The following is a 13,094-nucleotide window of genomic DNA, read 5'->3' as shown; positions in this document are numbered from 1 at the left end:
AAGTGTCCGACGATTTCGGCAGGCAACCGCCGCGCCGCCGCGTGCCCGGACCCGCGCGCCCCGAGCGCTCCGCCCGCCCTGTCGGCCGGCCGCGCCCGGGTCCCGGAGCCCGCCCGGCCCGCCGCCCGGCGGCGCCCCGCTCCGCGGCGCCCAAGACCATCCGCCTGGGCAGCCCCCGCCCCCGGCTGCGCCTGGTCGGCCTCGCGCTGACCCTCGTGCTGAGCGCCTTCGTCGTACGACTGCTCCAGGTGCAGGCGGTCGACGCCAGCACCTATGCCGCCAAGGCCGAGCAGAACCGGTACGTCGGCTACACGCTGGCCGCCGAGCGCGGCGGGATCACCGACCGCGACGGCGTGGCCCTCGCGACCAGCGAGGACGCGTACGACATCACGGCCGACCCCACGCTGTTCACCCGCAAGCAGCTGAAGATCGATGACGGCCCCGAACAGGCCGCCGCCCTGCTCGCCCCGATCCTGGGGCAGGACCAGGAGACGATCGTGAAAAAGCTGCGGCCCAAGGACAAGAAGCTCCGCTACGTCCTGCTCGCGAACCGCCGGACCCCGCAGGTCTGGAAGCAGATCAAGGACCTCAGGACCGCGCTGTCGACCAAGGCGGAGACCGACCCCGGCACGGCCAACGTCCTCGCCGGCGTCCTGTCCGTGCCGACGACCAAACGCGTGTACCCCAACGGCGATCTCGCCGCCGGGATACTGGGCTGGGTCAACGCCGACGGCAAGGGCGGCGGCGGGGTCGAGCAGCAGCTGAACACCCTGCTGGCCGGCAAGGACGGCAAGATCCGCTACGCCCAGTCCGGCGGCCGCCAGGTGCCCACCGTGGGCTCCACCGAGACCCCGGCGGTACCCGGCAGCGACGTCGAGCTCACCATCGACCGCGACATCCAGTGGGCCGCCCAGCAGGCCATCACCGACCAGGTGAAGGAGTCCGGTGCGGACCGCGGGTACGTGATAGTGCAGGACACGCAGACCGGCCAGGTCCTCGCCATGGCCAACGCGCCCGGCTTCGACCCCAACGACCTGTCCAGGGCCAGCTCGGTGAACATGGGCAACGCGGCCCTCCAGGACGCCTACGAGCCCGGTTCCACCGCCAAGGTCATGTCGATGGCCGCGGTACTGGAACAGGGCGTTGCCACCCCGCTGACGCATGTGATCGTGCCCAACCGCCTGCACCGCGGCGACCGGCTCTTCAAGGACGACATCGACCACGCGACCTGGTACCTCACGCTCAACGGCGTGCTCGCCAAGTCCAGCAACATCGGCACCATCCTGGCCACCGGACAGCTCGGCAAGACCCAGGCACAGGCCAACCAGGTCCTCTACTCGTACCTGCGCAAGTTCGGCCTCGGCAGGTACAGCGGACTCGACTTCCCCGGCGAGACCCCGGGCATCCTCGCCAAGCCCGCCGACTGGTCGACCTCGCAGCAGTTCACGATTCCTTTCGGCCAGGGCGTGTCCCTCAACGCGATGCAGGCCGCGTCCGTCTACTCGACGATCGCCAACGGCGGAGTCCGCGTCGAACCCACGCTCGTACGCGGCACGAAGGGGCCCGACGGACGCTTCACCCCCGCCGCGACCCCCAAGCAGACAAGGGTCGTCAGCGCGAAGACGGCCAGGACGCTCGCCAAGATGCTGGAGTCGGTCGTGGACGACCAGGAGGGCACCGGCGGCAAGGCGCGCATCCCCGGCTACCGGGTCGCGGGCAAGACGGGTACGGCCAACCGCGTGGATCCGGCCACCGGCAAGTACAAGGGCTACACCTCGTCGTTCGCCGGCTTCGCGCCCGCCGACAAGCCCCGCATCACCGTCTACTGCGCCATCCAGAACGCCACCAAGGGCAGTTACTTCGGCGGCCAGATCTGCGGACCCGTCTACAAGCAGGTCATGGAGTTCGCCCTGAAGACCCTCCAGGTCCCGCCCACGGGGGCGAAGGCCGCGAACCTGCCCGTCACCTACACGCCCTGATCAGCGCCTCAGCGGCATCCCGTCAGCACCTCGAAAGGCCACCAGGAACCACCTCGTGACGACGATCACCTCCGATTCCGGGAACCAGAGCACCCCGCGCCCCTCGCTTCGCCCCGAGGCGGGTGCGCCCGGTACGCTCACCGCCGTGCCACACCCTGATCAGTCCCAAACCACCCAGAAGGGCGCACCCGTGACATATCCGGGACCGCCCCGGCCGGTCCGGGTCTCCGCAACACCCCTCGCGGAGCTCGCCGATCAGCTGGGTGCCGCCACGCCGGACAGTGCCGCGCAGGTCACGGGCATCACCCATGACTCGCGCGCGGTGCGCCCCGGCGACCTGTACGCCGCCCTCCCGGGCGCCCGCCTGCACGGCGCCGACTTCGTCACCCAGGCCGTCGGCCTCGGCGCGGTCGCGGTGCTGACCGACCCGGCCGGCGCCGAGCGCGCCGCCGCGAGCGGACTTCCGGCACTGGTCGTCGACGACCCCCGCGCGCGGATGGGCGAACTGGCGACCACCATCTACGGCCGCCCCGGCGCCGACCTGCTCCAGATCGGCATCACCGGCACCTCCGGCAAGACCACGACGGCGTATCTCGTCGAGGGCGGCCTGAAGACCTCCCGCAGCACGGGGCTCATCGGCACCGTCGAGACGCGCATCGGCGACGAGCGCATCAAGTCGGAGCGCACCACGCCCGAAGCCACCGATCTCCAGGCCCTGTTCGCGGTCATGCGCGAGCGCGGGGTGGAGGCGGTCGCCATGGAGGTCTCCAGCCACGCGCTGGTCCTCGGCCGGGTCGACGGCTGCGTCTTCGACATCGGCGTCTTCACCAACCTCAGCCCGGAACACATGGAGTTCCACTCCGGCATGGAGGACTACTTCCAGGCCAAGGCGCAGCTGTTCACGCCGAAACGCAGCCGTATCGGCGTCGTCAACTTCGACGACGAGTACGGCCGGCGGCTCGTCGAGGAAGCCACGGTCCCGGTCGTCACCTTCTCCGCCGAGGGCCACCCCGACGCCGACTGGCGTGCCACGGACGTCCAGGTCGGGCCCATGGACTCGACGTTCACGGTGATCGGCCCCAAGGACGAGCGGATCACCGCCCGGTCACCGCTCGCGGGCCCCTTCAACGTGGCGAACTCGCTCGCCGCGATCGTCGCCCTCGCCACCGCGGGACTCGACCCGCAGACCGCCGCCGACGGCGTCGCCGCGGTGCCGGGTGTACCGGGCCGCCTGGAGCGCGTGGACGCCGGACAGCCCTATCTCGCGGTCGTGGACTACGCCCACAAGACGGACGCCGTCGAGTCGGTCCTCAGGGCGCTCCGCAAGGTCACCGAGGGCAAGGTGCACATCGTGCTGGGCTGCGGAGGCGACCGGGACCGGACCAAGCGCGGGCCCATGGGCGCCGCCGCGGCCCGCCTCGCCGACACCGCCGTACTGACCTCCGACAACCCCCGCTCCGAGGATCCCCTCTCGATCCTCGCAACCATGCTCGAGGGCGCGGCGTCCGTGCCAGTACACGAGCGCGGCGAGGTCCAGGTCTTCGAGGACCGGGCGGCCGCGATCGCCGCGGCCGTGGCCCGCGCGCGGCCGGGCGACACCGTACTGGTCGCCGGGAAGGGCCACGAGCAGGGCCAGGACATCGCCGGGGTGGTCCGTCCCTTCGACGACCGCCAGGTGCTTCGAGAAGCCATCCAGCAGACCCAGGGATGAACTTGTGATCGCCCTCTCTCTCGCCGAGATCGCCTCAGTCGTCGGCGGGCAGACGCACGACATACCGGATCCGTCGGTGCAGGTGCACGGGCCCGTCGTCATCGACTCCCGGCAGGTGAAGGACGGCTCTCTGTTCGCCGCCTTCGTGGGGGAGCACGTCGACGGCCACGACTACGCGGAGCAGGCCGTCCGGGCGGGCGCGGTGGCCGTACTGGCCCAGCGCCCCGTCGGGGTCCCCGCGATCGTCGTCCAGGACGTCCAGACGGCTCTCGGCGCCCTCGCGCGTCATGTCGTACGGCGGCTCGGCGCGACCCTGGTCGCCCTCACCGGCTCGGCAGGCAAGACCAGCACCAAGGACCTGATCGCCCAGGTGCTCCGCAGCAAGGCGCCGACGGTCTTCACGCCGGGCTCGCTCAACAACGAGATCGGGCTGCCGCTCACCGCGCTCACCGCCACCGAGGAGACCCAGTTCCTCGTCCTGGAGATGGGTGCCCGCGGCATCGGCCACATCAGCTACCTCACGGATCTGACGCCCCCGAAGGTCGGCCTCGTCCTCAACGTCGGCACCGCCCACATCGGCGAGTTCGGCGGCCGCGAGCAGATCGCGCAGGCCAAGGGCGAACTCGTGGAGGCGCTTCCGTCGTCACAGGACGGCGGCACCGCGATCCTCAATGCCGACGATCCCCTCGTACGGGCCATGGCATCCCGTACGAAGGCGAAGGTGATCCTTTTCGGAGAGTCCGGCGAAGCGGACGTACGCGCCGAGAACGTGCGACTCACGGACAGCGGACAGCCCGCCTTCAGCCTTCGCACACCCTCCGGTGCAAGCGAAGTGACCATGCGCCTGTACGGTGAGCACCACGTGTCGAACGCGCTCGCCGCGGCCGCCGTCGCCCATGAGCTGGGCATGTCCGCAAGTGAGATCGCCACCGCGCTCTCCGAGGCGGGCTCCCTCTCCCGCTGGCGTATGGAGGTCACCGAGCGCCCGGACGGCGTGACCATCGTCAACGACGCCTACAACGCGAACCCCGAGTCCATGCGAGCGGCCTTGCGCGCGCTCGCGGCCATGGGCAGGGGGCGGCGGACCTGGGCGGTGCTCGGCAAGATGGCCGAGCTCGGGGACGAGGCGCTCGCCGAGCACGACGCGGTCGGACGGCTCGCCGTCCGGCTCAATGTCGGCAAGCTCGTCGCGGTCGGGGGCAGGGAAGCGTCCTGGCTGCAACTGGGCGCATATAACGAGGGTTCGTGGGGTGAGGAGTCGGTGCACGTGTCCGACGCACAGGCGGCGGTCGACCTGCTGCGCAGTGAATTGCGCCCGGGAGACGTCGTCCTCGTGAAGGCGTCCCGTTCGGTCGGCCTGGAGAGCGTCGCCCAGGCGCTGCTCGACGCCGAGGGTGAGGTTGCCGCCCGATGATGAAGCAGATCCTGTTCTCAGGAGTCATCGGCCTCTTTCTGACCCTGGTCGGCACCCCGCTGCTGATCAAGCTGCTCGCGCGCAAGGGTTACGGCCAGTACATCCGGGACGACGGCCCGCGCTCGCACGGCAGCAAGCGCGGTACGCCGACGATGGGCGGTATCGCCTTCATCTCCGCGACGGTCGCCGCCTACTTCCTGTCCAAGGTCATCACCGGCTACCCCCCGACCTACTCGGGCCTGCTGGTGCTCGGCCTGATGTGCGGCATGGGCCTGGTCGGTTTCCTCGACGACTACATCAAGATCGTCAAGAGGCGTTCGCTGGGTCTTCGGGCCAAGGCGAAGATGGCCGGCCAACTGATCGTCGGCATCAGCTTCGCGGTGCTCGCGCTGATGTTCCCGGACGTCCACGGCAACACCCCGGCCTCGACGCGGCTGTCGTTCATCACCGACTTCGGCTGGAAGATCGGCCCGATCCTTTTCGTGGTCTGGGCGCTGTTCATGATCCTCGCGATGTCGAACGGCGTGAATCTGACGGACGGTCTGGACGGCCTGGCCACCGGTGCCTCGGTGCTGGTCTTCGGCGCGTACACGTTCATCGGCGTCTGGCAGTTCCAGGAGTCCTGCGCCAACGCGCAGACCCTGACCAACCCGAACGCCTGCTACGAGGTGCGCGATCCGCTCGACCTCGCGGTGATCGCCTCCGCTCTGATGGGCGCCTGCCTGGGCTTCCTGTGGTGGAACACCTCGCCGGCCAAGATCTTCATGGGCGACACCGGTTCGCTCGCCCTCGGCGGTGTCCTCACGGGGCTGGCGATCGTGTCCCGCACGGAGCTCCTGGTCGCCATCATGGGCGGTCTGTTCGTCCTCATCACCATGTCGGTCGTCATCCAGGTCGGCTCCTTCAAGCTGACCGGCAAGCGGGTCTTCCGCATGGCGCCCCTCCAGCACCACTTCGAACTCAAGGGCTGGTCCGAAGTCCTCATCGTGGTCCGCTTCTGGATCATCCAGGGCATCTGCGTGATCGTCGGACTGGGTCTCTTCTACGCGGGATGGGCAGCAGAAAAGTGACCTCCTCGGCGCCCGTCGACTGGCAGGGCAAGCACGTCACCGTCGCCGGGCTCGGTGTCTCCGGGCTCCCGGCGGCCAAGGCGCTGCACGCGCGCGGGGCGAACGTCACGGTCGTCAACGACGGCGACGACGCACGCGCGCGTGAGCAGGCCGCCGAGTTGGAGGCGCTGGGCATCACCGTGCGCCTCGGTGACGGCGCGACCCTGCCCGACGGCGCCGAACTCGTCGTCACCGCTCCGGGCTGGAAGCCGGACAAGCCGCTCTTCACGGCGGCCCGTGAAGCCGGCCTGGAGATCTGGGGCGACGTCGAACTCGCCTGGCGGCTCAGGGGCCCCGACGCGGCCCCCTGGCTCGCGATCACCGGCACCAACGGCAAGACGACCACCACCCAGATGCTGGCGTCGATCCTTGCGGCGGCGGGCCTGCGCACCGCCGCCGTCGGCAACATCGGCGTCTCGGTGCTGGACGCGGTGCTCGGCGACGAGCAGTACGACGTCCTGGCCGTCGAGTTGTCGAGCTATCAGCTCCACTGGGCGCCCTCTCTGCGCGCCCACTCCGCCGCCGTCCTGAACCTGGCGCCGGACCATCTCGACTGGCACGGCTCCATGGAGGCGTACGCCGCCGACAAGGGCCGCATCTACGAGGGCAATCGGGTCGCCTGCGTCTACAACGTCGCCGACAAGGCCACCGAGGACCTGGTGCGCGAGGCGGACGTCGAGGAGGGCTGCAGGGCCGTCGGCTTCACCCTCGGCACTCCCGGGCCCTCCCAACTCGGCGTCGTGGAGGGCATCCTGGTCGACCGTGCCTTCGTCGAGAACCGGCAGAAGAACGCCCAGGAACTCGCCGAGGTCTCCGACGTCAACCCGCCGGCTCCGCACAACATCGCCAACGCCCTCGCGGCGGCGGCCCTCGCACGCGCTTTCGGGGTGCCCGCAAGGGCCGTACGGGACGGGCTGCGGAACTTCACCCCGGACGCCCACCGCATCGCCCACGTGGCCGACGTGGCCGAGGTCGCGTACGTCGACGACTCCAAGGCCACCAACACCCACGCGGCGGAAGCCTCGTTGGCGGCGTACGAGTCGATCGTGTGGATCGCGGGCGGGCTCGCCAAGGGCGCGACCTTCGACGAGCTGGTCACCAAGTCGGCAAAGCGCCTTCGCGGTGTCGTTCTCATCGGCCGGGACCGCGCCCTGATCCGTGAAGCCCTCGCGCGACACGCCCCGCAAGTACCCGTGGTCGACCTCGACCGGACCGACACTGGGGCGATGCTCGCGGCTGTCCAGGAGGCTTCGCGCCTCGCCGTCGCAGGTGACACGGTGCTGCTGGCACCGGCCTGCGCCTCGATGGACATGTTCGCCAACTACAACAAGCGCGGTGACGCGTTCGCGGAGGCGGTTCGCGAACTCGGCTCCTGACCGACGTAGCGGAGGCGTTGATGCCCACCAGCCGTACCGGCAGGCCGCCCGTGCAGCGGGCGCCCCGCCGTCCCGCCGTCTCCCGGCCGCCCCGCGACAACCCCGTACGACGGCTGTACGGCAACGCCAGGCGCGCCTGGGACCGGCCGCTGACGGCCTACTACCTGATCCTCGGCGGCAGTCTGCTGATCACCGTGCTCGGCCTGGTGATGGTCTACTCGGCCTCGCAGATCACGGCCCTGCAGATGTCGTTGCCCGGATCCTTCTTCTTCCGCAAACAGTTCCTGGCCGCCGTCATCGGCGGCGTCCTGCTGCTGGTCGCCTCGCGGATGCCGGTCAAGCTGCACCGCGCGCTCGCCTATCCGATCCTCGCGGGCGCGGTCTTCCTGATGGCGCTCGTGCAGGTGCCGGGGATAGGGATGTCGGTCAACGGCAACCAGAACTGGATCTCGCTCGGCGGCTCCTTCCAGATCCAGCCCAGCGAGTTCGGCAAGCTCGCCCTCGTGCTGTGGGCGGCCGACCTGCTCGCCCGCAAGCAGGACAAGAAGCTGCTGACCCAGTGGAAGCACATGCTGGTGCCGCTCGTGCCGGTCGCCTTCCTGCTGCTCGGGCTGATCATGCTCGGCGGCGACATGGGCACGGCGATCATCCTGACGGCGATCCTGTTCGGCCTGCTGTGGCTGGCGGGGGCGCCGACCCGGCTGTTCGTCGGAGTGCTGTCGGTCGCCGCCCTCATCGGTGTGATCCTCATCAAGACCAGCCCGAACCGCATGGCCCGGCTCGCCTGCATCGGTGCCACCGAGCCCAGGTCCGGCGGCGCCGACTGCTGGCAGGCCGTGCATGGCATCTATGCGCTCGCCTCGGGCGGAATCTTCGGTTCCGGGCTCGGGGCGAGTGTGGAGAAATGGGGCCAACTACCCGAAGCCCACACCGACTTCATCTTCGCCGTCACCGGTGAGGAACTGGGCCTCGCGGGGACGCTGTCGGTGCTCGCCCTCTTCGCGGCTCTAGGCTATGCGGGTATCCGCGTGGCCGGACGCACGGAGGATCCCTTCGTCAGGTATGCCGCGGGTGGCGTGACCACCTGGATCACCGCTCAGGCGGTGATCAACATCGGTGCGGTGCTCGGCCTGCTGCCGATCGCCGGCGTCCCGCTCCCGCTGTTCTCCTACGGAGGTTCCGCCCTGCTGCCGACCATGTTCGCCGTCGGGCTGTTGATCGCGTTCGCGCGTGACGACCCCGCCGCGCGGGCGGCGCTGTCGATGCGGCAACCTCGCTTCGGCAGAAAGCGGGCGGGAGCTCCCGTGCCGGCACGGGGGCCTCGGAGATGGAACACGATGCGACGGCGCGCCCCGGTGGCGCGTTCGTCCGGAGAGCGGTGAATTTCGGTGCATGTCGTACTCGCCGGTGGGGGGACCGCCGGCCACATCGAGCCGGCGCTCGCCCTCGCGGATGCCCTGCGCAGGCAGGACCCGAGCGTGGGGATCACGGCTCTGGGCACGGAACGGGGGCTGGAGACCAAGCTCGTCCCACAGCGGGGCTACGAGCTCGCGCTCATCCCGGCCGTCCCGCTGCCCCGTAAGCCCACCCCCGAGCTGATCACCGTCCCGGGCCGGCTGCGGGGCACGATCAAGGCCACCGAGCAGATCCTGGAGCGCACCAAGGCCGACGCCGTCGTCGGCTTCGGCGGCTACGTGGCGCTGCCCGGCTATCTCGCCGCCAAGCGCCTAGGGGTGCCCATCGTGGTCCACGAGGCCAACGCCCGCCCCGGTCTGGCCAACAAGATCGGCTCCCGGTACGCCGCCCAGGTCGCCGTCGCCACGCCGGACAGCAAGCTGCGCAACTCCCGCTACATCGGGATCCCGCTGCGCTACTCCATCGCCACCCTGGACCGGGCCGCCGTCCGGCCCGAGGCCCGGCACGCGTTCGGCCTCGACCCCAACCTGCCGACCCTGCTGGTCTCCGGCGGCTCGCAGGGCGCGCGGCGCCTGAACGAGGTCGTCCAGCAGGTCGCGCCCTGGCTCCAGCAGGCCGGGATCCAGATCCTGCACGCGGTCGGCCCGAAGAACGAACTGCCGCATGTACAGCAGATGCCGGGAATGCCCCCGTACATCCCGGTAAGTTACCTGGACCGGATGGACCTCGCGTACGCCGCGGCCGACATGATGCTCTGCCGCGCGGGCGCGATGACCGTCGCCGAACTCTCCGCCGTCGGGCTCCCGGCCGCCTATGTCCCGCTGCCCATCGGCAACGGCGAACAGCGGCTGAACGCCCAGCCGGTGGTCAAGGCCGGCGGCGGAGTGCTGGTCGACGACGCGGAACTGACGCCCGACTGGGTACGGGGCCACGTCCTGCCCGTGCTCGCCGACCCGCACCGGTTGTACGAGATGTCCCGCGCTGCCGCCGAGTTCGGCCGCCGGGACGCCGACGAACTGCTCGTCGGCATGGTGTACGAGGCGATCGCCTCGCATCGCCGTTAGGACCCGTGTACGGAGGGCAGGAAGCGTGGCCGGATCGACAACCGCCGAGCGCGGTGAACGCCAGCAGGAGTCGTCCGGCCCGCCTCCCGTCCGTCGGTTGAGGGTGCGTCGACTTCGTACGATCATCATCCTCGCCGTGGCGCTCGTGCTTCTTTCCGCGGGCTCCGTCTGGCTGTTGTACGGCTCCCAGTGGCTGCGCGTCGAACGGGTGTCGGTCTCGGGAACCGACGTGCTGACTCCGGAGCAGGTGCGCGAGGCCGCCGACGTACCGGTCGGATCCCCGTTGATTTCCGTCGACACCGACACGATCGAGGCGCGACTGCGCCGGAAATTGCCCCGAATTGACGCGGTTGATGTGACCCGTTCCTGGCCCCACGGAATCGGGCTGAAAGTGACCGAGCGTACTCCGGTTCTGCTTGTCCAAAAGGGCGGAAAGTTTGTCGAAGTGGACGATGAAGGTGTCCGATTCGCCACGGTTTCCCAGGCCCCGAAAGGCGTCCCCGCACTGGAATTGACGCTCTCTCAGCCGGGTTCCCGCGCCGCGAGCCTGCGCCGATTCGGCGAGAGCCGGCTCGTGCGCGAAGCGGTGCGTGTGGCGGGTGACATTCCGGCCGTCGTCGCCCGCGCGACCCGTTCCGTCAAGGTGCGTTCGTACGACGACATCTCGCTGGAGTTGACCGACGGCCGGACCGTCGCCTGGGGCAGTGGAGAGAAGGGTGCCGCGAAGGCGCGCACCCTCACGGCTCTCCTGAAAGCCACCCCCGATGCGCGGTACTTCGATGTCAGCGCTCCCACCGCCCCTGTGTCATCAGGGAGTTGACGCACATCAGCGCAGGCCAACACCCTGGTTGGGCACGGCTATGGCTGATCACATAGGGTGAAAAGAAAAACGGGAGGTTCGGCGTGTTCGTTGAACGTGCGCCACTTGTCGACTTAGTGTCCTGTTCGGAAGACTCCAGAGAACAGACACACTGGTAACCCTAAACTTCAGCGTTAGGGTTCGGGTCGGCGCTACGGACCGTCCCATTCGGCATCAGTCGTCGGATCGCACTCACCCGCGAAGCGACGACACGTAACTCGAGGCGAGAGGCCTTCGACGTGGCAGCACCGCAGAACTACCTCGCAGTCATCAAAGTCATCGGTGTCGGCGGCGGTGGTGTCAATGCCATCAACCGGATGATCGAGGTCGGTCTCAAGGGCGTCGAGTTCATCGCCATCAACACCGACGCGCAGGCGCTGTTGATGAGCGACGCCGACGTCAAGCTCGACGTCGGCCGTGAACTCACCCGCGGACTCGGCGCCGGAGCCAACCCGGCCGTCGGCCGCAAGGCCGCCGAGGATCACCGCGAGGAGATCGAGGAGGTCCTCAAGGGGGCCGACATGGTCTTCGTGACGGCCGGCGAGGGCGGCGGCACCGGCACCGGCGGCGCGCCCGTCGTGGCCAACATCGCCCGCACCCTCGGCGCCCTCACCATCGGCGTGGTCACCCGTCCGTTCACCTTCGAGGGACGGCGCCGGGCCAACCAGGCCGAGGACGGCATCGCGGAACTCCGCGAAGAGGTCGACACCCTCATCGTCATCCCCAACGACCGGCTGCTGTCCATCTCGGACCGCCAGGTCTCGGTGCTCGACGCCTTCAAGTCGGCCGACCAGGTCCTCCTGTCCGGCGTCCAGGGCATCACCGACCTGATCACCACCCCCGGTCTGATCAACCTCGACTTCGCCGACGTCAAGTCGGTCATGTCCGAGGCCGGTTCGGCTCTCATGGGCATCGGCTCGGCCCGCGGCGACGACCGCGCGGTGGCCGCAGCCGAGATGGCGATCTCCTCGCCGCTCCTGGAGGCGTCCATCGACGGCGCCCGCGGTGTGCTGCTCTCCATCTCCGGCGGCTCCGACCTCGGCCTGTTCGAGATCAACGAAGCGGCCCAGCTGGTCAGCGAGGCCGCGCACCCGGAGGCCAACATCATCTTCGGCGCGGTCATCGACGACGCCCTCGGCGACGAGGTCCGCGTCACCGTGATCGCCGCCGGCTTCGACGGGGGGCAGCCGCCGACCCGCCGGGAGACCGTCATGGGTTCGTCCTCGGCGTCGGCCCGCCGCGAGGAGCCCACTCCGGTACGGCAGACCGAGAGCCGCCCGTCCTTCGGCTCGCTCGGCAGCGTCACGCCGAAGGAGGACCCGGAGCCCGCGCCCGAGCCGGTCGCCGACCTCCCGGTCGCCCCGCCGGTCCCGCCGTCGCGGACCTACTCCGACAGCGCGGCCGAGGAACTGGACGTGCCGGACTTCCTGAAGTGATAGGACAGCGCGAGAGCGTGAGCGGCGCGCACTTCGCCTTCACCGACAGGTGGGGCGGGGTGAGCGCCGCTCCGTATGAGGAGCTCAACCTCGGCGGGGCGGTCGGCGACGACCTGGAGGCCGTGGGGACCAATCGTGAACTGGCCGCCAAGTCACTGGGACTCGATCCCACGCAGGTGGTCTGGATGAACCAGGTGCACGGGGCGGACGTCGTGGAGGTCTCCGCGCCGTGGGGCGAGAGGAAGGTGCCGGAGGTGGACGCGATCGTCACCGCCGAACGCGGCCTCGCCCTCGCCGTCCTCACCGCGGACTGCGTGCCCGTCCTGCTCGCCGACCCGGTCGCCGGGATCGCCGCGGCGGCCCACGCGGGCCGGCCCGGCATGATCGCCGGAGTCGTCCCCGCCGCGCTGCGCGCGATGACGGAACTCGGCGCCGACCCCGCCCGGATCGTCGCCCGCACCGGACCCGCGGTCTGCGGCAGGTGCTACGAAGTGCCCGAGCCGATGCGCGCCGACGTCGCCGCCGTCGAGCCCGCGGCGCACGCCGAGACGAGTTGGGGCACACCCGCGGTCGACGTGACCGCCGGAGTGCACGCGCAACTCGACCGGCTGGGGGTGCGCGACCGACGCCGGTCGCCGGTCTGCACGCTCGAGTCGGGCGACCACTTCTCGTACCGCCGCGATCGCACCACGGGGCGACTCGCGGGATATGTCTGGCTGGGCTGACGGGA

The 13,094-nt window shown here is 70.0% G+C and carries 10 protein-coding genes; all 10 read left to right on the top strand.

The window, feature by feature from the left end; translation table 11 throughout:
* Nucleotides 1–2 precede the first annotated feature (2 nt).
* The 10 genes from ACZ48Z_RS22085 (at nt 3) to pgeF (ending at nt 13,089) form a co-directional block, all read left to right on the top strand.
* Nucleotides 3–1,979 (top strand): peptidoglycan D,D-transpeptidase FtsI family protein, encoded by a 1,977-nt coding sequence (locus ACZ48Z_RS22085; RefSeq protein WP_468737563.1) that lies wholly within the window; start codon nt 3–5, stop codon nt 1,977–1,979.
* Nucleotides 1,980–2,169: 190 nt separating this feature from the next.
* Nucleotides 2,170–3,690 (top strand): UDP-N-acetylmuramoyl-L-alanyl-D-glutamate--2,6-diaminopimelate ligase, encoded by a 1,521-nt coding sequence (locus tag ACZ48Z_RS22080; protein ID WP_468737562.1) that lies wholly within the window; start codon nt 2,170–2,172, stop codon nt 3,688–3,690.
* A gap of 4 nt (nt 3,691–3,694) precedes the next feature.
* A complete protein-coding gene (locus tag ACZ48Z_RS22075) occupies nt 3,695–5,104 on the top strand; it encodes a UDP-N-acetylmuramoyl-tripeptide--D-alanyl-D-alanine ligase (protein WP_468737561.1) in 1,410 nt (469 codons plus the stop codon).
* Nucleotides 5,101–6,174, top strand: a complete 1,074-nt coding sequence (gene mraY / locus ACZ48Z_RS22070; protein WP_468737560.1) for a phospho-N-acetylmuramoyl-pentapeptide-transferase — start codon at nt 5,101–5,103, stop codon at nt 6,172–6,174. Before ACZ48Z_RS22075 ends, mraY begins: the two co-directional genes overlap by 4 nt.
* Nucleotides 6,156–7,589, top strand: coding sequence for a UDP-N-acetylmuramoyl-L-alanine--D-glutamate ligase (murD, locus tag ACZ48Z_RS22065; protein ID WP_468737559.1), 1,434 nt, complete (start codon nt 6,156–6,158; stop codon nt 7,587–7,589). The genes mraY and murD overlap by 19 nt, the downstream gene beginning before the upstream one ends.
* A 20-nt stretch (nt 7,590–7,609) precedes the next feature.
* A complete protein-coding gene (gene ftsW / locus ACZ48Z_RS22060) occupies nt 7,610–8,971 on the top strand; it encodes a putative lipid II flippase FtsW (protein ID WP_468737558.1) in 1,362 nt (453 codons plus the stop codon).
* A 6-nt stretch (nt 8,972–8,977) separates the two neighbouring features.
* A complete protein-coding gene (gene murG / locus ACZ48Z_RS22055) occupies nt 8,978–10,069 on the top strand; it encodes an undecaprenyldiphospho-muramoylpentapeptide beta-N-acetylglucosaminyltransferase (RefSeq protein WP_468737557.1) in 1,092 nt (363 codons plus the stop codon).
* Nucleotides 10,070–10,094: 25 nt separating this feature from the next.
* Nucleotides 10,095–10,889 carry a cell division protein FtsQ/DivIB gene (locus ACZ48Z_RS22050; RefSeq protein WP_468737556.1) on the top strand — a complete coding sequence of 265 codons (795 nt, stop codon included), beginning with the start codon at nt 10,095–10,097 and terminating at the stop codon, nt 10,887–10,889.
* A gap of 278 nt (nt 10,890–11,167) precedes the next feature.
* Nucleotides 11,168–12,364 (top strand): cell division protein FtsZ, encoded by a 1,197-nt coding sequence (ftsZ, locus tag ACZ48Z_RS22045; RefSeq protein ID WP_468737555.1) that lies wholly within the window; start codon nt 11,168–11,170, stop codon nt 12,362–12,364.
* Nucleotides 12,361–13,089, top strand: a complete 729-nt coding sequence (pgeF, locus tag ACZ48Z_RS22040; protein WP_468737554.1) for a peptidoglycan editing factor PgeF — start codon at nt 12,361–12,363, stop codon at nt 13,087–13,089. The genes ftsZ and pgeF overlap by 4 nt, the downstream gene beginning before the upstream one ends.
* Nucleotides 13,090–13,094 lie beyond the last annotated feature (5 nt).

It is taken from the genome of Streptomyces sp. NPDC031225 (genome assembly GCF_055570355.1).
The sequence above is the reverse complement of the archived record's forward strand: the minus strand, read 5'-3'. Positions and strand labels throughout refer to the sequence as shown.